The following is a 23985-nucleotide window of genomic DNA, read 5'->3' as shown; positions in this document are numbered from 1 at the left end:
TTTTTCTTATTGAGAATAGATTTAAGTTTTAAAAGTAACCTTCCATCTTCTTTTTCTCCATAGAGCCCGAAGAATCATTATCAATGACACGGCCTTGCCTTTCCGAGGTAGTGCAAAGGAGCATTTCTTGAATAATTTCGGGAAGCGTGGTTGCTTGAGACTCTACTGCACCAGTTAGTGGATAACAGCCCAAAGTACGAAAACGTACCATTTTCTGCTCTACTACATCATTACTTTCTATTGGCATTCTCTCATCATCAACCATGATAAGTGTTCCATCTCGCTCTACCACAGGGCGTGGTTTAGCTAAATACAAAGAAGGAATCTCGATACTCTCTAAATAAATATATTGCCAAATATCTAATTCGGTCCAGTTCGACAATGGAAAAACACGAATGCTTTCTCCTTTATCAACTTTGCCATTGTAAATATTCCACAATTCGGGACGTTGATTTTTAGGATCCCAGCGATGTTTACTATCTCTAAACGAATAAACTCTTTCTTTAGCTCTAGACTTTTCCTCATCGCGCCTCGCCCCGCCAAAAGCAGCGTCAAAACCATGCTTATCAAGAGCTTGTTTCAGGCCTTCTGTTTTCATAATATCGGTGTGCTTAGCACTACCATGACTAAATGGACCAACATTCATCTCTAAGCCACGAGGGTTCTTATGGACAATTAAATCAAAACCATGCTTTTCAGCCATTTGATCCCTAAATGCAATCATTTCCTTGAATTTCCAATTGGTATCGACATGCATCAATGGAAATGGAATTTTACCGGGGTAAAAAGCTTTTCTTGCAAGGTGTAACAAGACCGAAGAGTCTTTACCGACTGAATAAAGCATTACAGGGTTATCAAATTCAGCAGCGACTTCACGCATGATTTGAATAGACTCTGCTTCCAACTGTTTTAAATGGGTAAGATTAACTGACATATAGAGTTCCGTATCCAACTTAAAGAAGACAAATGCTTGAGGCATTCCTCAAATTTGCGTTACATCATACCACCACAGGCAACATTTAAAAGTTATAATCATGAAGATTTATATAACAAAAGGTGATATTAAATTTATTTTTGTAGCAAAAACACTATTATAATTAAAAGTTATGTCTGGGGTTGAGAATTAACAAATATAGAGATTACCTCAGGTAACAAACACAAACTATCTGAGCAAGCCTGTAAAGTAAGTTGCAGATTTACAGACTTTAGGTTTTCTTCAACGTCCACAATGCTAACAATAAAATCGCCTTCCAATAGCGCAAGGTAAGAATCATCAAACCCAAGTAACTTTTTTACAGGTTCAGGGAATATAACTTTCGATTCCTCTAAATCTACTATGACATTAGTTGCAATAAACTTATTATTAGTTAATTTATGTGCATTAATGTGCCAGTTTTTTCTTAAAGAAAAATATAAGTTAATCTGATTGCCTATGATTTTAGCCGTTACCTTCCCATTTCCTCGGGCAAATCTAGCTTGATTAACTTGCACGTTTTCAGTAATTTTTGCTTGTTGAATGACATAAGAATACTCATTAATTAATTGAGAATGGCTGTTCAAACCTATCGAACTAACAGCTGTAGCATAATGCTGATATTGACGGTTATATCCCAATTCGTAACCAAGAATTAAAGCAGAGAAAGTTGCAGATCGAGCTGAAGGCAACTCTCCATCCCGATTTAAATTAAGGACTGTATTTAATTCATTAAGGTCTGACAGTCGTATTTTCACCTTATTCAATAAAAACTCAGCCCGTGACAATGGGCTGATCCTGTTATCTGAAGTATTACTATCAACCTTTGACCAGTTTTCATAAAAACTTAACATATATTGAGATGTAGCAAACCAAGCTAAATCTTCAATTTCAGCGTCGATAGCAACATTGTTGGCAAACGCACTGCGGTACACCAGATCACCTTTAACAAGGTTATTCCAAAGTTGTTGTGATATTAATTTTGCAGAATTAAGTAGCTGAATATGTCTTGTAACTTGATAAGCCTCTAATAGAGCAACAATATACAAACTATTCCAACTAAGAATGACTTTTTCGTCAATTGGAGGTGGAATTCGATCTTGCCTTTGCTTCACCATTTCTTGCACAGCTTGGCTATTAGGCCAATCTTTCGATAAATCGATACTTAGAAGCTGCGAAGGTGTCATTTGATAATACAAACCCTCAACGTTCTCTGACATTGCAGACATCGCAGAGCCAATCCCATTAAGCTGTCCAAGTCGTTGCTCTGTCCATTTGGCCGTCTGAATGATTGCCCTATCGTACTTAATGTTGCCAGTTACCGCATACAATCTGGCTAAGACACGCATCATATTTGCTTGCGTGTATAACATTTTTTCATAATGTGGTACTTGCCAGTTTGAATCCACCGCATAACGATGAAAACCGCCGTCAACAGCATCATAAGTTGGGCTAGCTAATATTTTGTCAACATGTAACTTTACTTGATTCAAGAATAATGAGTTATCAGTTCTTAAATAGTCATCTAATAAACCAATTGCCCAATAGGCCCGAAGAAATCTAGGTCCATTCGCAACTTGCTGTTTTGCTAGCCCAGTGGAAATATCATTGTGAATCTGAAGTAGCCATTGTTGCCATTCTTTTCTAGATAAATTTATACTCTTACTTAAAAGCACTGGAGGTTTATCTAGTAGTAATTTTTCTTCAATTCGATTTGCGAGCGCTATAACCGAAGATGGCTTTGATTGCCAACGAATAGCCAGCCCCTTAAGTACCTTATTGAACTCTTGTTTATTAACATATGAGTCAATCCAAACTAACTGTCCATCAGGTGTTAATATAGCATTTATAGGCCAACCAGCATCGCCTTTCATAGCCTCTAGTGCTGACTTAAACCGATTATCTACTAAAGGCCATTGCTCACGGTCTACTTTAACGCTGACATAGCTCTTATTTAAAATATTGGCGATGACCTCATCGCTAAAGCTCTCTTGCGCCATCACATGACACCAATGACAAGTAGAATATCCTATTGAAATAAAAAGTAATTTTTTATCGTTGCCGCTGCCTAAATTAAAATCGGAACGCCATTCAAGCCAGTCAATAGGTTGTAATGCATGGCTTAGTAAATAAGGAGAGTTTGCGTTTATAAGTGCATTAAGGTGTTGAGGATCACCAGAATCATCAGATATCACTTGTTGTGACACTAGCCAATCTTTTACTTGTATATACGCATTCATGCGTTCTTCATCGGCCAACACATTAATAGAGGTAGCCAATAAGCAGAATGCGCCCCCTAGTATCAACCCCTTTATACTTTTCAGAAAGTTAATCATAAAAATTTAGTTTGTATTCTTTGGATAAGAAATCGTATAACGGCGATTTGCATCTACTTTAGTGAAATTCTGTCGCTTACCATTTGGCCAAATTACAGTAACCTCAGCAACTGAAGCCTTACCTAAACCAATATGCTGTTCTTTCGGGTGAACTGACATATAGCCCTGACTGCCAGTAACCTGACGCCAACTGTAACCTTCATCATCGGTATGGACAATAACTTGAGCTCCAATTCCATCCAAATTCACCCCATTTTCAGGAGAGCCTTCCAAAGATATTTTTAGCCAATTATTATTTAATAGTTGGGCTTGATTAGAAAACAGTTGAGCAGTGTCATGATAGTTATTAACAGCAACATCAAGATCACCATCATTATCTAAATCAAAGTAACTCGCGGACCTAGAATTACCAATAAAGTCTAATCCACTCATAGTTGAAACATTCTTGAGTTTCCCATCTGTATTTAAGAAAAATACATTGCTAGCTTTGGCTGCATCAGGGAAATCAACATCTAGAGTTTCTCCAGTCATAGGATCGGTATAATAAGGGTTCTTTTTAGAGTACACATAATAATCATTCATACCATTTAGAACATAGAGGTCCTCATCACCATCATTATCAACATCAAAAAAATCAGCATCCCAAGCCCAGCCAGTAGAGGAGTAACCCCTCCCGACCAAATCACTGTGTTGATATTTCAAAGCACCTTTCGCATTTTTAGCCGATAAGAACAAATCATTGCCTTCAACAACACGCATATTCGCTAATTTTTCAGGATTGAATTCAGCAGTAGTATCTTCAGTGGGCAGCACATACTTTTGATCTTTGTTCATAGTGACAATATTTGAGACATAAATATCAGCAATACCGTCACGGTTTAAGTCACTAAGACTTAGATTCATCGTATACGAAGGCTTATCAGTTCCGATACTACTCGCATAATCATTAAAGCCTTTGCCTTGCTGATTTATATAATAGGCATTAACCCCAAAGTCATTTCCTACAATTAAATCTTGCCAACCATCTAAATTAAGATCGGTATGAGTAACAGCCTGCCCCCATCCCGTATTATTAGCACCTAAGGCTCCTTCTACTTTTTCAAATGTAAAATTACCCTTATTAATAAATAAAACGTTTTCACCACCATTATCATTTCTACGTTTTAAGGTTGGTAAATCTCCTTTTAAATAGTTTCCAAAATACTGAATATAAATATCTAACAGTCCATCATTATTTATATCCACCGTAGTAGCAGGCCCACCAACATAGCCTGAACCACCTAAATTAACTGACATAGTAAGATCTTCAAATTGGCCTTTACCATTATTTCTATATACATGATGGGGCTCATCAACATATGTAATGACAATATCCTGATCGCCATCATTATCCCAATCAGCAATTAATGGTTGCCTTGGTTCTCCCGAACTATGTTGAGAACCTGCTCGTCTACTAATGTTATTCAATCCAGATTTTTTAGTAATGTCGACCAACTGCTTACCGTTATTTAAAAATAACTTATTACCAAGTCCACTCAACACTAGAATATCTACAAAGCCATCTCCATTGATATCTTCAGCAGCAATACCACTCCCACCAAAAGCTGGCGGAATAGTGATAATTCCGGTGTCGGCATCTTTTTCTAAGTAGCTCCGTAGTTGGCGACTTAGCCAGTCAGATGATCTATGTTCAATTGCAAACTTTTGTAAATCTGTGACATTTTTAAAGTAGCGTACATCACTCTTTGTTTTTGGGCTGTCAGTACCAGCTGATACTATTTCAGTTTTCAACTCGTCATCAGGTTTATATTTTGTGTATAGCTCAATATCAAAATTAATTTTTTGATAACTTTTCTCGATAAGATCCGCTGAAAGCGTAGACTGGTTATTAGCCTTTCCTAACTTTCCAGCTTCTCGTAATAAAAGTACCCCATAATGGGCTATTGCTTCACTTAATAATTCTGCCGCAAAAGGATCTGCTTCAAGTTTAACCATGTCTTTAGCATCTTTTAGTGCTTCTTTCAGATAGACCCAGTGAAGGCCCGAATCTCTAAATGCATCCATATCATAGGATTCAATGATTATTTTTTTCTCTTCTTTATAATTGGGGTAAAAAATAACATCTTCATATTCATTAACTTCATGCGGTAATAAATAAGCAATTGCATCAGCTACATTTGACTCTTTGATCGTTTGACCTGCTTGAGCCTGAGCTTGTGAGTTCAAATATAATGTTCCAGAAAAAGCAATCATCGCTTCTGTAAAGTATTGTTTAAAATCTGCTATTTCTTGTTCAGATGCTGGCATGGATAACTTTGCAAAATATACTTGTAGATTTCTAAGAAACAAAGTTTGATTGACATCATTGTACTGTGAGAAAGCTGTAATTTTTTGCTCAATTAACTTTGTGAATAATCCAGAATTTACTTTTCTGCCCTCTATTTTAAGTGTATTTACCTGCGGTTTTTCATCTAAAGTAGGAAACAAAGTCCGCCAACTTTGCTCAATATAAACAGCTGTTACTTCGTAACTATCTTCTATACGGGCTTCTTGGTCCGCTAACTTTAATAAAGATAAAGTGACTAAATCAACTTGTTGAGTTAAGTAGCTAGCAGCATCATCAGAAAGGTCTGGTAATTCACTTTCAAAGTCTAATAAAACATCTTGCTGTGCTGCCAACATTGCTCTTAGCGTATAAGCTATCGACCCGTAATGCTGTTGGTCACGCTCAGTTATTTCAATGACTTTGTTTCCAACTTCAACTTTCCAAATAGGCAAGCTTGAGTTGTTATCTAAAGACGTTCTAAAAAGCTTGTTTGTAGTTAGTTCAACGGCACTTCTTGATAATGGATGTTGAGATGTAGATTGTGCAGCCTTTTTCCAAATTCGTTTAATTAATAGTTTCTGATACTCACTTTTAGCGTACCTGGCATCTTCACTTAGCGGCGTGCCGTAAATTAATCCTTCTAACCTTGTTGCTGTAGCATGACACTTGGGATCTTTGTCAGATTCAAGTTTTCCCATTAACTTTAAAATACCGTCATCAATAGGGTCGAATTCGAACTCAGAAGCAACGACATCAATAGTTAAAATAAACAAAATTAAGCAATTTAAAAACAGCCCTTTTAACATAAAAAGTGGTGTAAAACTAACTTCGGAATTTTTCCCATAGTTATACCAGCCCATGATCTTCTCCATTGCCATTGATATGGCATATCATTTTTATAGTTCAAAATTCATTACTGCTAAATTAATAAAATGCCGATATACATAGTACATCGGCATTCATTGTTAACGTCTCACTATACTAAAACGCCTTTGCTGCTTATATAATACCCACATTAGCAATAGCAATATTGTCCACCAAGACATCATGCCACCACTGCTGCTTTTCTTTTTCGGCTTTTCAGGTACTAACAAACTAATAGTTATATCGTTATTCTCTGCATTAAAGTCATTATCAGATACGGTGACTTGGCCAGTTATCGAATAAGTACCAGTATTATTAGTTGATACCCAAATAATTATCGATACCTGTTCAGCGGGTTGAATTTGAGAAATGCCACAAGTAACTCCAGAGTCATTTAAATTACACCCAGTAGGAAGCTGACTGAACGTAACTGCTGAATCTGCGTTAATCATCAGTTCAAGCTCATCGCTTTCCATTAATGAATTATTAGATATGATAAATTCAACTGGTCCAGTTTGATCTGATTGAGGAAAGTTTGGTGCTTCAGCAAATATACTAATATCAATTTCCTGGCCTCCATAACTAGCAGCACTTGTTAGGTACCACAAATTGACACCATCTTGGGCATCTAAGGTCACCATATCCATATCACCGTCAGTATCAACATCAAGTAACAACACTGCTGCAATCTCATTTCCCACAATTACGCTATCACCACTACGAATGTCTTCCGATGAGTAATAATGCCAAATACTTACTCCCTGTGGTGTTACAAAGAGTATTTCAATCACATTATCATCATCTATATCATGAACGACAATGTCGCTTGCCATAGGAAAGCTTACCGAACTTATTTGAGGAGCATCAGACAATAAGTCAAAGATTAAAGACCATTGCCCATCGTGAAAAACAAAACCATCAATATCTTCATTACCATTCAGCTCTGTTGGGATAATCCTTTCGACTTTACTAGGTAAATTATCGACATTTTCAGATAGCCACTCACCTTCTGTGTATTGAGCTAAAATGGGGGCTGACTCAGCATTAGAAATCAACAAATAAGGAACCTGTTCAATTTCTACAACATTAATATTCGAAATACTGTTGGTGCCTTGTAACTCTGAATTAACACTTAAGGTTTCTTCTTCTTTGTTCAGGCTTCTTTGAGATATCAGGCTGGCTTCTAAAGAAAGTTGCTGTAACTCAATAAGGTCAAAAAAGTTGACAATTTCTACGATGGTATTACCAGATCCAATGCCTGAATATATCGCAACCTCTGCTTGATATATGCCAGCCAAAATTAACTGTGGCCCCATTCCAGTGAAGTCTGCAACCATTGCAACATCAGCATTAACAGCATCCAAAAGCTCCTGACTAAGCAACTTCTGGTTACTGTCTAACATATAAGCGACATTACTCCCTTTATTCGCTCCTGTCGTAATAATATCAGCATTACCATCACCGTTAATATCTACCACTAAAACAGAAGTAACAGGTGAACTAACGGCAATAGCTTCTTCTTGAGTAAGGTGTCCTAGTCCATCATTAAAACGTAACTCGAGCTGGTTTGTTATTTGGTTAAACGTAATTAAATCAACTAAATCATCATCGTTTATATCTGCTGCATAACCGACAGTCATAGGAATGCTAGAGAGCAACTCACCAGCGTTTTTCGAAAGGGAATTAGCTACTAAGACTTGTGCCTGACTAGAGATTGATTGCTCAATATTATCCGCTGACACATCCACCTTTGCAGTTTCAAAGCCACTTTCATTTCCAGTTAATAACGTTACCACAGCTGAGAAAAGTACATCACTTGTAATAACATCATCAAGTGAACAGCTAACAAGAGCGCCAACATTAAAACATTCAGAAGGTAGCGATGATATTGTTAACCCTTCAGAAAAAGTCACATCAAAAGATACCATTTCAGCATCAGTTAGACCGGTGTTATTTAGCTCAACAATTAGACTAATTGACTGTTCTGGCGCTACTGGAGCCGGAGTAAAGTAAACATCTACCAGCAATTCCGTACTGCCAGGTTCAATAACTAAAAGTGTATATTCTTGCAACACTGGACTGTCTAATTCCCCATCAGTCACAGCAACAACAACATTAAAAATATCTCCAATTGCATCTGCTGGTGCTAGGCCTTCCACTAAGCCACTAGAAGTAATGCTAAGCCATGCAGGTCCTGAAACTAAGCTATATGTTAATTCATATAACTCATCGACATCTTCAGCATCTAATTGATAAACATACTCTTGCTCTGCAATCACCTCTGTAACAGGAGTAGAAGTAAATACTGGGGCATCGTTCACATTAATAACTTCAATACTAAATGGAGCAAGTGAATCGGTTTCACCAGCCTCATCAGTAACAGAGATTTCAATACCAACAGTTACACCAACGTCATTATTATCAGGTGTACCAGATAAGAGACCTAATTGCTCATCAAATACTGCCCATTCAGGCTTGTTAGTAATGCTAAAGGTTAAACTGTCATTGTCGTCACTATCTATAACAGTAGGAGTAAAGGAATAGTTTTGATCTTCAAGTACTGAAGTTGCTGCAACACCCGATATTTCAGGAGCATCATTCACATTAACGACTTCAATATTGAAGGCTGATAAAGATGCACTCTCAACCCCATCAGTAACAGTAATAACGATAGCTGATGTAATCCCAATATCAGAACTACTCGGTGTACCCGATAACAAACCATTAGTGCTATCAAAAGAAGCCCAACTCGGTTGATTAACAATACTAAAGCTAAGTGGATCGCTATCTTTGTCTGTTGCTGTAGGCATGAAGCTATAGCTTAGGCCTTGTTCTACCATAGTTTGTGGAGAACCAGAAATTTCTGGTGCATCATTAACGTTTACAACTTCAATGCTAAATATAGTTAATGACGCTTCTAATTCACCATCTGAAACTGAAATCTTAATATTCGTCGTTATACCGATATCTGAGCTTTCTGGAGTACCAGTAAGTGAACCACTTACCGTATCAAAGGATGCCCAACTCGGTTTATTTACAATACTAAATGTTAATACATCATCAACGTCTACATCACTGGCTGTAGGAACAAACTCATATAACTGTCCCTCTTCAACTTGAATCGTTGGAAGACCAGTTATCATAGGGGCTTCATTGACATTAACTATTTCAATAGAAAAAGCCGATAAAGACGCTGATAATTCACCATCACTTACACTGATAACAATACCTGTAGCTATTCCAATATCACTGGTTTGAGGTGTACCAGTCAAAGAACCATCCGCAGTGCTAAATAAAGCCCAATTAGGCTTATTAACAATGCTAAAGGTTAAATTATCACCACTATCAATATCATTCGCTATTGGAGTAAAGCTATAAGTATTACCCTCACTGACCTTGGAATTAGGTGCACCTGAGATAGTAGGAGCATCATTAACGTTTACTACTGTGATACTAAAGCTTGCTAAAGGTACTGAAACAGTTCCGTCAGAGACCGCAATAATAATGCCAGTACTCGTTCCAATATCATCATTAGATGGCGTACCCGTTAACGCACCACTTACTGAGCTGAAGTTCGCCCAACTGGGTTTATTAATAATACTAAAGACTAAATTGTCACCTGAATCAACATCATTCGCTACTGGAGTATAGCTATAAGCGGAATCTTGGTTAACAGTCAAACTCGGTGAACCAGAAATACTAGGTGCATCATTAACGTTTTCTACTGTGATACTAAAGCTTGCTAAAGGTACTGTAACCGTTCCGTCTGAGACGGCAATAATAATGCCTGTACTCGTTCCAATATCATCATTAGATGGTGTACCCGTTAACGCACCATTTACTGAGCTGAAATTCGCCCAACTGGGTTTATTCATGATACTAAAGGCTAAGTTGTCACCCGTATCAACATCATTCGCTATGGGAGTAAAGCTATACGCTGAATCTTGATTAACGGTCAAACTTGGTGAGCCTGAAATGCTTGGTGCATCATTAACGTTTTCGACTGTGATACTAAAGCTTGCTAAAGGCACTGAAACAGTACCGTCAGAGACTGCAATCACAATACCTGTACTTGTACCAACATCATCATTAGATGGGGTACCAGTGATTGAACCATTTACTGAGCTAAAGCTCACCCAACTTGGCTTATTAACAATGCTAAAGGTTAAGTTATCACCAGTATCAATATCATTTGCTGTGGGTATAAAGCTATAAACAGTATCTTGATCAACAGAGGAACTAGGAGAGCCAGCAATAGTAGGCACATCATTTACATTTTCAACTGTAATACTAAAGGCAGCTAGAGCTGTAGAGGTATCACCATCAGATACAGAGATAATAATGTTAGAAGTGGTGCCGACATCTTCATTGGCAAGTAAACCTGTCAACGTTCCATCAGCTGAATTGAATGTCGCCCAACTAGGTTTGTTCGCAATGCTAAAGGTTAATGTTTCGCCTGTATCAATATCATCTGCTGAAGGCGTGAAGCTATATACCTCCCCTTCACTCACAGTAGTAGCTGGAACACCTGAAATAGTTGGCGCATCGTTAGCGTTAATAACTTCTATATCAAAAGCAGCTAAATCAACAGGCAACGCCCCATCTGAAATGCTTATAATAATGCCAGAGTTTATTCCAACATCATCGTTAGTAGGGACACCTGATAATGTGCCATCAATAGCACTGAAAGTGGCCCATGTCGGTTTATTAATAATACTGAAAGTAAGTGTATCGCCAACATCTGCATCGCTGTAGTTCGGTGAAAATAAATAACTAGCATCTTCATTTATAGATGTCGCGGGGACTCCACTAATAAATGGTGCATCATTAAAGTCATAAATAACGCTATAACTATTAGAAGCCGTATTATCATTACCTAAGTTATCTATAGCAATGGAAGCATCTATTGAAAGTTCAACACCAGCTTGAGTGATTGGCGTGACAAAAACAGTATACTGCTGGCCATTAACATCACTAAAGCTCGATAATGTTGCATTGGTGAACTGAATATCCGCTTCAACAAAATTTGAGACGACCTCTGAGAAATCAATCGTTGCAGTAAAACCAGTAGTCACAGGGCCAACAGGGCCTGTGATATTTACAGTCGGCATTATGTCGTCATAATTAACGGTCACAGAATTAGAAACACTATTACCATTGCCTGCACTGTCATTAGCGACACTATCGACAACGACAAGCGAAATCGTCGTTTCACCTGTAGCACTGACTAACACTGAATAGTTCAGAGCATCATCAGCTTGAAAGTCAGACAGAGTACCGTTTGTCACTGATATATCACTAATATCGAAATCGGTAACCGCCTCTTCGAAAACAATACCTAACCTAAAATCGTCAATTTGATTATTCGATGATGTAGATAAAGTTACAGTCGGTTGATGGGTATCAACAATAAAAACATTCGAAGGGCCTGCGGCTGGCGCAAGATTAGTATTATTTCGCGCGGTTTCTGCAGCAATATTGATCCCCAAAGCACCGTCACCTGTAAAACCACTCAACACCACCGTCGCAGTAGTTTCATCACCATTTAAAATCGAAACATTAGCATGAGCATCATCATTGCCATTACTGTCAGCAGTCTTGTTGAAAGTGATATCGCCAGCGAGTAAATTAACTGTTTCTGCATCGGTATAAGTAACCGTATAGGTAATCTCATCGGCATCGTTTAATAAAGACGATGGGGCCGATATAGCAATACTTGGTGTCGGCGATGAAGGGGCTAACTGATATTCAAACGATATCGGCACTGCACTCGTATTGGTTAACGTCGCGTCCGATATATCTTTAGCCACACCAGCGGCAATATTCAATGTGACGATTCCGACCTGAGGCGTCACTTCAACAGTATATTTACTAGCAGAAACCACGGTAAAATTACTTAATGTGGCATTGGTAACACTGATATCACTTTCAATAAATTCCTGTACATCTTCTGAGAAATTTATCGACATAATAATTGATGTTGCTGAAGTTGGGCTACTTACATCAATAGAGGTAAGGACTGAGATTTCATTAACAGTAAATTTCGCGTTCATGGCCTCGAACACTGTATTGTTACCATTAACTGTCGCTGTTATTGCAGAACTAGTATTAGCGTAAACATTGGCTGGCATATCAGCAGGCAGGCTAAGTGTTACATTAAACGTACAACTTGTGAGTGGATCGAGTGCTCCGCCAGCAAGAATGAGTGTTGAGCCTGATACAATAACTAAGGAGCCAGTCCCACAAACATCAGCCTGATTGACAGAAGTCACCGTGACACCGCTATATATACTATTAAACTGCTCTGTAAAAGAAATATCAGTGACGGGGTGAATGGCATCTGCATTATTAATCACATAAACACTTGTAATTTCAGTAGCGACATTACCTACCCTTAACGTACTAGGAGAAAAGCTTTTTGTGGCTGTAACATTCGTTACCTGCAAGTCAGACGATGCCAAAGCAGAAGTTAATGTATCCCCATTTATTGATGCTGTTAATATTGAACTGTTAAACGTATATGAGCCGGATATGGCATTAGCAGGCACCGCAACAGGGACAGAAAACTCGCAAGTCTCATCAGGAGTCAATAAGCCTGATGCCAATGTTAGAGTAGAAGTACCTGAAATGACAGAACCTACTCCACATGGTTCCGTGGGTAAACTCTGCACTGTCATTCCGCTTAAAACCGAATCTAAATCGAGACTAAAACTAATATCATTAGCATTGTAGGTAGAACCTGCACCATGGCTAATTTTAAACTCGATAGTAGATGCACTGTCTGGAGCAACAGCCCCAGGGTTAAATACCATTGTCAGCTGTGGGGCTGCATCGACAGTAAAAGCACTCGAGGCTGATGGAGCTGGTGATTGTACTGCTATGCTATTTATGGTCGCATCGATAGCACCTACTGAGAAAAGGTACGAGCCTGCATTAAAATCATCAGGGACAGTATAGTCAACACTAAACGTACAGCTAGCGCCAGCAGCTAGACCCAAGCCAGAGAAAGACACAGAAGGAGCAACAAAACTATAAACATCATTAGAGGTCGGAGCAAAAGTGGCAACTCCACTACCGTTACAAAAATTGTCAGCTGGAACAGCTGCTGTAAAATAGGGCAATCCCGTCAACTCATGAGTCATCGATATAGAAGACGCTGCATTAGCGCCATCGACGTTAGTCAGAACATACTCAACACTAATCACATCACCTGCCGCAACGGATGTCGTTGGAGTGCCGCTTTGATTAGTCGAAATAGACAGCGCAGGAGCACTATTGACGGTAAACGTACTTAAGGCATCATCAGGAGTAATGGTCGAGCCATCGAGCTCGTAACTAATTGCTGAAATGGTGTTGATGTAATTATTAGGCGCTGCATTGCTTGGTATAGCCACATTGATACTAAAATCACAACTTGCGCCAGCAGCGAGGCTACCGCCAGAAAAGGTTAATAGACCTGTTCCAGTTAAAGAGGACCCTGTACCACATACATCGTTTAAATCCCCAGTCGAAACAAGACCAGTTAAAACGCTATCCAGATCATCGGCAAAGCTAATATTTGTGGCAGGATTAGCTCTATCAGTATTTAAGATAGACACTTCTATCGTACCTGTTCCACCCGGAACTAAAGCTGTTGGAGAAAAAGTAGCATTAATGAAGCTTAATTGGGATACATAAGCAGTACTGATTTTACCTATGGTTTGGCCATTTGCAGGATTAGAAAGACCCCCACTAATAAGTTCCATCGTACCCGCAGTACTTGCCACTATATCAAAAGTGATCTCACAACTCGTAGAATCAGCGAAAGAGCTAAATGGAAGTACAAAACTACTGCTTCCAGCTGTATTACTATTAGTGACAAGGCTTCCACAAGTTGTGGTAAAATTAACAGGAGAAGCAACAGACACCCCACTTGGTAGGTTAATTGTCCCTGTTGGTGTGTAATATCGTGTGCCAAACCAGAGCGGTAAGTTAGCCATCGAAACAGTCACAGTATTAACACTGCCAACGGACAATGACGCATTAGAAACAGCAAGCGAAGCTCTGATATAGTTAGGGTCAATAGATAACTGTACGGGCCCTGCAGGATTAGTACCTGCGCCAGCACTTGAAGATAAATCAGATACTGTAACCCCAAGCACCTCAATGCTCTCATCTACTTCAGTATGACTAGCAGTGACATCAAGGGTAAAATAACAAGACTCACCACTGACTAACAAATAATCCGTTACACTGAACTCCGTAGCAGTAAAAGAGTAATTACCACTAGAGCAATTAGTAGAAACATTGCTTGGTTCAGCAAAGTCCATAAAGGATGGGTCATCAATGGTTGCTAAAAAGTTTATACCAGATAAGGAGCCACCAGTTTGATTATCTAAGGTCAGTGTCAAAGAGTTAATATTACCACTACCAATAGTCGTACTACTGAAGTCACCAGAAATAGTTAGATCTGAACTAGCAGCTGATGTGACACTAGAAAAAGCAACTAATAAGCAATAAAAACCTACATAAAATACGTTACAACGAGCGTTTATTTTGATTAACAGATTAATCATGAAGGCATCCTTTTCTACTTATTCTGATTTTTTGCATAATGAATTAACATTATCTGGCCGGCCACACAAAAAAGCAGGCCATTAACATAATAGCATCATCAATAACAATTAGTAACAAACAGTAATAAACAGTAACAAGATATTGAGTAGAAAAAACATCAAAGTAGACACAAATAAAACGACATCACTTTACGCCACAAAGACCAAACCATGACTCAGTAAACCCAAACAAGCTTAACTTTAAGTCTCTCTTACCAATACTAAGTTAAAGGTTCATGTGCATTGATTGAGCAAAGACCATTGCAACAGAAGAGCGACAAACAAAGATCACCTTATGTTTTACTAAGGTGTGAATTTCATCAATCTCAATTGCAAAGTCATCACATAAAGTCCTAACTTCGGTAAAACTTTTTATTACAGCAAACTTTCTTAGAATTTCACCATCTATATCAGTAATACTTGAGTAAGCAGTATTTAAAAAAGGGTGACGTAACAATAGATGCCTTACAAAGTCTTCTTCAAGCCTTAAATGCACCTTGTAATCCTCCGTGATTTTCAACAATGGATTGAAAAATACTTGGCTTGTAGAGTTAATATTGATATTGGATTCATAAAGATAACTAAAATCTTCATGAGCCACCCAAATAAAGCCATTATAATGATCTGTTTCTGGGTTTGTGACCATCGATGATGTAGATGAGTTTCGGTAAACATCTAGCTCACTCATCACACTAACTTCACGACCATTATTTTTAATGTGTTGTTGAAAATAATCTTGGTAGTACTTTCCTTTTCGATATGTGCCACCTCGCTCGAAAAAAGGCTCAGGTTCAGCATTCGACAAATGTACATGAGCAAAATTAATAATCCCATCTGGTTTTGTAACTCTAAAAACCTCATCCGCAATACCTTGATAACGATGTAAACTATCGTAAGCAAAGCAAAATGCAACTGTATCGCTTTTTATTGGCAGTGGCTTATTCGGGTCGTGGAATATTATCGTATGATTTGAAGCACGATCTACTTCATTAAACAAAGCCTGAAATCCTTTGTAACCTAAAACCGAATTATCGCCCTCCCAAATAGAGATGACTTTTTGATTTGGAAAAGTCGTCGCTAGAAAGTCTCCAGTCCAACCTGTACGACACCAAGTGTCTAAAATAACATCACCAGGTTTAAGGGCATTCTTAAGGTTATCAATACAATTAAGCAAGGTTTGAAAAGACTCATTAAATGGCTGGAATGCGGCGTAAGGCTCAATAATTCCCCGTTGCTTTTTTAGCACCATGTATTGTGCAAAGTTATTCTTTTGCAATTTTGCAACTAAATTAGAAATGTCTGGTTTCGACCAAGGCGTAGTTTTAAACATAGGCAAAAAATAATATTGCCCATTAATCACAGGATAAGTATGACCTAAAGCACAAAAGCAACGATCGATATCACGTGTTAAGTCACCGCCACATTCAGGACAACTAAAAACATTAATCATATGTTGATATAACCACCTTGAGTCGTCCCTACAATCGAATAAGTATAAATGGCTAAGATAGCCAAAGTTAAAGTGATAACGGTTAACACAACGGCCAACCCAGAAGGAAGTGTTTGATTTAGTTTCTTATATAATTTGCTCATGTTACCCCAACAATTGCATGATAAATTGGTTGATAAAAGAAGTTATTGGGTAGCTAGAAATGACAAATGTCAAAGTAAATACAACTGCAATAGGTTTGGGTAAAGCAATACGCCAAGCTTGTTTGCAATACCATTGGAAAGCAATTAACCCCGTAGCATGATAAATTCCCCATAACACATACCTAAAAGAGAACTCATGCCATAGACCAATCACAACCATCGAAAACAAAGATGCAATAAATAACGAGCGAGTCACGGCCAAACTAGGAGTAAATACGTAGTGCTTACACCATTGAGATAAACTAATATGCCAACGCTGCCAAAATTCATTTATGTTCTGACTAACAAACGGGTAATTAAAGTTCTCTGCTATTTTAATCCCAAGCATCAACGAAAAACCTATCGCAATATCAGCAAATCCGCTAAATACAACATACAAATTTATCCAATCAAAAAAACTACTGGTTAAAGTCAATACACTCTCATTTAGCCCTTTACTTAAATGCAACCTGACTAAAGATAAAAGAGCGCCCGCCACAACAATCACTTTGAAATGGCCCCAAACCACCCTTTCTAATCCACAAGATATTTTCTCAAGCGTAACTTTACGGCGACGAATCTCTTTCTCAAAGTCATCAACTCGGTGAATAGGGCCTGCAATTAAACAAGGTAAAAAACATTGGTACCTTAAATATTGAAAGTAATTACATGGCAAACTCGCTGTAGTTAACGTTTCAATTAAAAAGTGTACTTGCCTACACACCACATAAATAACACCAATAAAAATAACACTACTGCTTTCTACATGTAGTTGCTGAAAAATAAAAAAAACACTAATACAAAAAGCAATGCCGGCAAAAATAACAACTTTGTTTTTTGTTTGAATGAAGCAGTATGCAATACCGAAACAAGCACTACTAAAGCTGATAAGCCCAATAACTGTAGGCATCGAAATAACACTCAAAACTAATAATGATAACAAAAAAAAGCAGTTAATCTGATACTCTTTAGCTGGCAGTAAGCTCAACCAAACCGCTAAAAAAATACCGACACTGATATACAAAATAGGCTCAGTCATTATTGCTGCACCTTACTCACTGCCTCAGCAACAACCTTTTCTAACCAGGTCATGTAGTAATCACTTCCATTGATATTGACATGCACTAAATCTGTGTAGCTTTGATACCCCTGACTTTCAATATAAGGTAATAATTCAACACCCGTTTCATGACTTAATTGCAGATGAGCTTTCTTTAACTTTTTCTGCCAGGCAGCACCTTTATGCTCAAGTAATTCACGAGCAAAGTTCGGATAAAAAAACTTAACTCTATCAGCCCGTCCCTCCAATGCCTGAAGAGTAATAGGTGAAAACCCAGTCACATAGGGTTGAAAACCACTAAACTTTTCAAAACTAGCACCATTGGGCATAACAAATTTGTCGGTATTATTCGCCATAAAACTACGTAAAAATATAAAACGATGGGGGGTAATACCAAAACGACTTTGAATCAATGTTGCAAGCCAATATCGATGTAATGTTAACGCATGCCCTATACCAAACCTTAAGCTCCAAGGATTTATCTCAACTAAAATTAGATCTGCTTGACTGCCAAGAGCCTTTATAATTAACGGTTCTAACTCCTTCGCCCCACTCGCTGTAATGGTCACTTTTGAGAAGTGAACTGGATAGGCTGAATCGGCAAAATGCAGATTTAATTTATCTTCAGGCAAAAAACCCAAAACAGACAAACTAGTGCCGATAATCATCACATTAAAATCGGTGTCTTGCATTTCATTCACTCGGTCAAATTGGGTTAACTCACCAATTAACTCGACTTTTCGCTCAGTGATTGAGAATGCAGACTGCCAACTTAAATACAATGCCAATATCACCAAAAAAACTATGCTAATCCAGACGGTTAGAATAACGCTTACTTTCATTAGTTAGCCTTCGAGGTGACTAACTTAAATAGTTGAGAAAGAGTCGTAATTTGCATGATTTCAATCGGCGAAAGTTGTACATTAAATTGTTGTTCAGCCTCTGTAATTAACATCAAGTGTCCTAACGAATCCCAACCTGCAGTAGTTTGTGCACTAGAATTTAAGGACAACTCAGCTAACTCAACGCTAAAAATGGATGCTGCTATGTTCAGCAACTTAAGTTGCTGGTTTTCATAATCGATATTCGTTGATGAATCTTGTTCATTAATTAATATCTCGGCTTGTTCTTGATTCACTTTTCCAGAAACACCCAACGGTATTGAAGCTGTAAAATAAACCGTTCGAGGCAGTTTATGTTCTTCTAGGTATTGTCTTGCATGATTAATAACATCAAAGCTTGATAATGTTGTAGACAACTCTATTAAACTAACTATGTACTCACCATATACATCATCATGACGTGACGTTGTGTAAGCGTTAGTAATACTTGGATGAATGCAAAGCGACTCATTAACCTCTTGTGGATAAATAGCATAGCCACCAGCATTGATTAAATCTTTCTCACGACCGATAATGGATAAAGTGCCATTACTATTCAATCGTGCAATATCACCAGTATTAAGCCATTCTCCTTTAAATACCTTATGTGTTTCATTAGGTGAGTTTAGGTAACCCGTCATAACGTTATTACCCTTGAGCCAAAGCACCCCTTCATCAGAGTCATTTAGCTGTTCTGGGACACCTAATACAAACTGCATATCAACTGCCTTGCCAATACAACCAATACGGGCAGGATCATTTGACACTTCAGTAAACACCCCTCCAGCACAAGTTTCCGTAAGGCCATATAAATTGCTGATTATAGTTTGATATTTCCCTTCAAAACCTTGCCATAATTCGGCTGATAATGCACCGCCCGTTGATACCACACAATAAAAATGTTCTGACTGAAAAGCATCGTCAAATGGCGCGTACTTGTACAACAGACCAAGAACGATAGGAACGGTTATCAAATGGCTGATATCGTTTGCGACAATGTAATCAAAAATATTTGCTGCCTTAGAAATTTCAAACAAACCAAGATGAGACCAAGTAATACTATTGAATAATGCAAGCATTGGCCCTTGAACCAAACCATCAGCATGTGACAATTTAAGAGAGTTTAAAATGTGACTGTCTTTTTTATATCGATAAACCTCAGACAAGGTTCTCAGGTGGCTAAATAATGCAGCGGTTGATATCTGCACTCCTTTAGGGGTCGAGGTTGTTCCAGAAGTAAATAAGACATAAGCCATTAATTGGTTATGCGAAAAATCTGGTAAGCGTTCTGTGTATTTTTTTAATACATGGGGGTAGCAATCTTTTTGACTATCACCTTTGAATATTGAAGCGATTGTAGAGGCGGGTTTTGATTCAGCTAACAGACAAAAATCATTTTTTAATTGAATCGTTAAACCTGAATCCATAAAAATAAAATCAGGCTTAAAGCAATCGACAACACTATCAAATCTCGGCTGTTTGGTATCAGCATCAACCACCGAGAAAACGACCCCATTAATTAAGGCTGCTATCGATATCTCAGCAATAAATTGTTCATTATTAGAAATCAATAACACCGATTTAAGGTTGTTATGATAAAAAAAACCAGACAACCTTTTAATATTTTCAGCTAGATTTTTATAGGTGATTTTTTTATTTTTAACATAAGCAAAAATTTGTTTTTTTGCTGCTTGTTGTTCGATCGTCTGCCAAAACGACATAGACAAATCATTTACGCTCATAATGTCAATCCTTGAAAGCTGCTACAGGAAGCTTACCTAAACTTGTTCGCTCAATCTTATCTACAATAGCGAAGTTGACAGGAATATATTTGGTTTCTAAATCGTTTTTCATACTAGAAACGAGATCAAGTTTCGTCAGACTGGTGACAAGTCGTGCATGCCAACCGTCTGGGGTTTTAATCACATGGGCATCATAAATATAATCAACTGACAATAAAATAATGACCAAATCATGTGGATAAACCAGCTCGGTACTTGACAGCAAAATACCATCATCTGCACGTCCACTTAATACTATTTCACCTAATTCATTTTTGTAGGCTAAATCTCCAGTTTCAAGCTCGCTTAAGGTCATTTCATCACAACCTAAATACCCTGCAAATAAGCGCTCACTTTTAATATAAAGTCGACCTACGCCACTTAAGTTCGGCTCTTTAATCACAGCTTCAACACCATTAACTTCAACTCCAATATTATTTTGGCTAGAACTATTAGCTGAAATTTGTTGTGCAATACAGAAACCATAAGTTTCAGTTAGTCCATAATAATTGAGCACTTTAACTGACAGGTACTGGCCAATTTTTTTGACATCATCACAGTTTAAATTTGCACCAGTGCAAAGAATATACTTTAGGGATTTGACTTGTTCTATTGAAATACGAGGGGCAATTAAAGCAAGCATTTTTACGAAAGGGGGGCCAACAATGACATGACTAATTGCTTCTGTTTCAATGATATTAATATAATCGAACACACTACAATTATCTTGACCAGAAAAAGAAATACTACAGCCGCTAATACTAGGTAAATAAAGTAAACTGCGCACACCTGACATAGTAGGCAAAGGGGCAAGTGACAAAATGGTTGATCTAGTATCAATATCAAACCAATGACAAAACTCAATAGCGGACTCATTAATTTTTACTGGGTCTAACTTAATACACTTTGCCGCTCCAGTGGAACCCGAAGTAAACAACATCACACATTGTTTGTTATTTATTGTTGAACTTAATCGATAGGTTAAGCCACTTTCAAAATTGGCTAGATCTTCATCCGTAATAATGGTCGTGAGTTTAAAATCAATTGCTGAACGGTTAATATCAATATGCTTTGCACATTTATCAATAAGAATTAAATTTTTACCTTGGGCGATGAGCATTAAGCAAAAATTGATAACAAACTGATTAACCACCGATACTTTTAATAGCACATTAGGTCTATCAAAATACACTTCCTCTACTCCCTAGAAACTTAAACCCAAAATTTAACACCTACAAAATTGCAACACTATAAACATAACTGAATTCATTAACCACAATAATTAACTGCCTATTTCTACCTGACTGACAATGCCTTGTAATTTCTTAGCTAAAGACTGCTTAGCATTTTCATCACCATGCACAATAATGACTTTTTGTGGACGTTTTCTTATCCGCTTTACAAAATTAACCAAATTAGCTTGATCCGCATGGGCTGAATAACCAGAAATAGTATGTATACCAGCCTTAATCGGGTACTTTTTAGCTTCAATAATCACATATCCACCATCAGGACCGTAATACTGAATATCCCGACCTAAAGTACCTTTTGCTTGATAACCCACAAACAACACATCGGCAGTAGGCTGCGATAAAAAGCGTTTAAGGTAATTAACCACCCTGCCGCCACTGCACATCCCACTCGCAGCAATGACAATAGCGGGTTTATTACGCTTGGCTAAATAATCTATGGTTTGCAAATGTTGCTGATGGCTGTCAACAGTATATAAGCTGTCGAAATTAAGCGGTTGTCGACCCTGTTTCACTCGTCGCTTGGCTTCTTTATCCCAAAGTAGCTGAAAGCGTTGGTAGTACTCGGTAAATTTTGCCGCCATGGGTGAATCGACGATAACCTCGATGTCTGAAAGTTTAGCGTAATTTGACTTCGTTATAATTTGTTCTAATTCATAAAGTAGTTCTTGAGTACGGCCAATACTAAAAGCAGGAATAATCACGACGCCATTATCAGCAATGGCTTTTTCAAGTACACTTGTTAATTGTGCTACACGTGCTTTTCTACCCTGATGAACTCTATCACCATAGGTACTTTCAATAATCAGTAAATCTGCTTTATAAGGACTTTTAGGCGCAGCTAACAAAGGCGAATAAGTCGCACCAAGATCACCTGAAAAAACCACTCGCTGACGGTTGGATATACTCGCATGATTAACGGAGTGATGAGCTCTGGTATCTATGTGGCTATTTATATCGATTTCAATATATGCCGAACCTAAAATATGCCCGGCAGGTTGAAATTTTACTTTAGCAGCAGCACCTGTTTGTAAAGGAATATCAAACCATTGCTTATAGGGCACTGCGACTAGTTGTGCTGTTAATCGAGACAAACATGCTTCAATAATACGTTTATTACGAGTAACACCGACTTTCAAAGCATCTTCAATCACCATAGGTAACAACGCGACCGTGGCTTCAGTAGCAACAATTGGACCGGTAAACCCTGCAGCAAGTAAATAAGGAATACGGCCAACATGATCAATGTGACAATGCGTAACCAATAAAGCTTGCACTGTTGAAATATCAAAATCGATGGTTAAAGGATCATTCAAGCTAGTGTCACTAGCCGCATCGGTGAATTTATTAGCCTTGTCGGCCTTTTCATCACCTTGGAACAAACCACAATCAACTAAAAGACTATTATTAGAATCAATCACTAACTGATGACATGATCCCGTAACCCCATTCACCGCTCCGTGGTGTAAAGTTTTCATAAAATCCCTTTATAAAATTGAACGCTAAGTTAAATCAGCACGTTACTCTACTTTAAGCAGAAAATAACACTCATCGACATAGTAAATTTAGTAAACACACAACCAGGCCCATAGTTAATAATTATATTGCATAATTCCAAGGTCTATTTGCGTAGGCCATTCCAGTACATTTACTCGTGAGTGGTCTTACCCCTGAATATATATACCAATTAAAGATACAATTAATTGCATTATGTTACCACTAGGTTAAAATTAAACTATTAAACCAACTCAAATGGCACTAAAAATATAAGATGACCAAATATCTGCTAGTACTAATCACCTTAGCAACGTGTTTCAGCGCTTTAGCTGAAGAGCCTGAAACAATCGTCGCTAGTGCCACAGAGTTAGACATTGAAGTATTCGAAATTGAATACGACATTGCCACAGTCACCATTAGTGGCCCTAACGGTTACCACAGTGAGTTGCAGCTCGATACAACTGATGCCGAACTTGATTTTGACAAATTAGGGATGCTGCCAGACGGTCATTATAAATACCAAATACAATACACCCAAAATACAGGGGTTGAGTTAGTGAGTGACAGAAAAACAGGCAGAAATAAATCGGTGAGGAATTTAGGTAAGGTACAAAAAAAATCGGGTTATTTTAATGTGAAAGATAACGAATTTGTCACAGGCAGCGAAGAAAGTGAACGCTTACTACCTAATATCACCGAGATAGAACAATAGATCCCGTAATAAATATCATTGCAATCGGTTCCGTAGTAATAGTTTCCTAGAAATTAATATCGTAGGAATTAGTACCGTA

The 23985-nt window shown here is 37.9% G+C and carries 11 protein-coding genes; 1 reads left to right on the top strand and 10 read right to left on the bottom strand.

The features are described 5' to 3' along the window. Nucleotides 1-28 precede the first annotated feature (28 nt). The 10 genes from cysD to FPK91_RS19855 form a co-directional block, all read right to left on the bottom strand. Nucleotides 29-934: a sulfate adenylyltransferase subunit CysD gene (gene cysD, locus FPK91_RS19900; RefSeq protein ID WP_144213694.1), complete on the bottom strand. Its 906-nt coding sequence runs from the start codon at nt 932-934 to the stop codon at nt 29-31. A gap of 170 nt (nt 935-1104) precedes the next feature. Further along, on the bottom strand, nt 1105-3180 hold the full coding sequence (locus FPK91_RS19895; RefSeq protein WP_158638103.1) for a thioredoxin domain-containing protein: 2076 nt from the start codon (nt 3178-3180) through the stop codon (nt 1105-1107). Nucleotides 3181-3315: 135 nt separating this feature from the next. Continuing rightward, nucleotides 3316-6513: a CRTAC1 family protein gene (locus tag FPK91_RS19890; RefSeq protein WP_227006633.1), complete on the bottom strand. Its 3198-nt coding sequence runs from the start codon at nt 6511-6513 to the stop codon at nt 3316-3318. Between the two features lie 87 nt (nt 6514-6600). Beyond that, complete coding sequence (locus FPK91_RS19885; RefSeq protein WP_144213690.1) at nt 6601-15054, bottom strand: putative Ig domain-containing protein; 8454 nt, start codon at nt 15052-15054, stop codon at nt 6601-6603. A 265-nt stretch (nt 15055-15319) separates the two neighbouring features. Further along, nucleotides 15320-16543, bottom strand: a complete 1224-nt coding sequence (locus tag FPK91_RS19880; protein WP_144213688.1) for a hypothetical protein — start codon at nt 16541-16543, stop codon at nt 15320-15322. Between the two features lie 144 nt (nt 16544-16687). Continuing rightward, nucleotides 16688-17764 (bottom strand): MBOAT family O-acyltransferase, encoded by a 1077-nt coding sequence (locus FPK91_RS19875; RefSeq protein WP_144213686.1) that lies wholly within the window; start codon nt 17762-17764, stop codon nt 16688-16690. After that, complete coding sequence (locus FPK91_RS19870) at nt 17764-18627, bottom strand: hypothetical protein (RefSeq protein WP_144213684.1); 864 nt, start codon at nt 18625-18627, stop codon at nt 17764-17766. The genes FPK91_RS19875 and FPK91_RS19870 overlap by 1 nt, the downstream gene beginning before the upstream one ends. Next, nucleotides 18627-20408, bottom strand: a complete 1782-nt coding sequence (locus tag FPK91_RS19865) for an AMP-binding protein (protein WP_144213682.1) — start codon at nt 20406-20408, stop codon at nt 18627-18629. The genes FPK91_RS19870 and FPK91_RS19865 overlap by 1 nt, the downstream gene beginning before the upstream one ends. A 4-nt stretch (nt 20409-20412) precedes the next feature. Beyond that, nucleotides 20413-21639, bottom strand: coding sequence for an AMP-binding protein (locus FPK91_RS19860; RefSeq protein ID WP_144213680.1), 1227 nt, complete (start codon nt 21637-21639; stop codon nt 20413-20415). A 90-nt stretch (nt 21640-21729) separates the two neighbouring features. Next, on the bottom strand, nt 21730-23175 hold the full coding sequence (locus FPK91_RS19855) for an MBL fold metallo-hydrolase RNA specificity domain-containing protein (RefSeq protein WP_144213678.1): 1446 nt from the start codon (nt 23173-23175) through the stop codon (nt 21730-21732). Between the two features lie 293 nt (nt 23176-23468). Between FPK91_RS19855 and FPK91_RS19850 the strand changes: the two genes are divergently transcribed. Beyond that, the gene (locus FPK91_RS19850; protein ID WP_144213676.1) at nt 23469-23906 is read left to right on the top strand and encodes a hypothetical protein; all 438 of its coding nucleotides are present in this window, start codon (nt 23469-23471) and stop codon (nt 23904-23906) included. Nucleotides 23907-23985 lie beyond the last annotated feature (79 nt).

The organism is Shewanella donghaensis (assembly GCF_007567505.1).
In the GTDB taxonomy this organism is placed as follows: domain Bacteria; phylum Pseudomonadota; class Gammaproteobacteria; order Enterobacterales; family Shewanellaceae; genus Shewanella; species Shewanella donghaensis.
Note: the sequence above shows the minus strand (reverse complement) of the source record. Positions and strands in the feature narration are given on the sequence as shown.

Excerpts from the sequence above, each read along its gene's own strand:
- cysD (WP_144213694.1), bottom strand. The coding sequence starts at position 934 with ATGTCAGTTAATCTTACCCATTTAAAACAGTTGGAAGCAGAGTCTATT.
- FPK91_RS19890 (WP_227006633.1), bottom strand. The coding sequence starts at position 6,513 with ATGGCAATGGAGAAGATCATGGGCTGGTATAACTATGGGAAAAATTCC.
- FPK91_RS19885 (WP_144213690.1), bottom strand. The coding sequence starts at position 15,054 with ATGATTAATCTGTTAATCAAAATAAACGCTCGTTGTAACGTATTTTAT.
- FPK91_RS19880 (WP_144213688.1), bottom strand. The coding sequence starts at position 16,543 with ATGATTAATGTTTTTAGTTGTCCTGAATGTGGCGGTGACTTAACACGT.
- FPK91_RS19875 (WP_144213686.1), bottom strand. The coding sequence starts at position 17,764 with ATGACTGAGCCTATTTTGTATATCAGTGTCGGTATTTTTTTAGCGGTT.
- FPK91_RS19870 (WP_144213684.1), bottom strand. The coding sequence starts at position 18,627 with ATGAAAGTAAGCGTTATTCTAACCGTCTGGATTAGCATAGTTTTTTTG.
- FPK91_RS19865 (WP_144213682.1), bottom strand. The coding sequence starts at position 20,408 with ATGAGCGTAAATGATTTGTCTATGTCGTTTTGGCAGACGATCGAACAA.
- FPK91_RS19855 (WP_144213678.1), bottom strand. The coding sequence starts at position 23,175 with ATGAAAACTTTACACCACGGAGCGGTGAATGGGGTTACGGGATCATGT.
- FPK91_RS19850 (WP_144213676.1), top strand. The coding sequence starts at position 23,469 with ATGACCAAATATCTGCTAGTACTAATCACCTTAGCAACGTGTTTCAGC.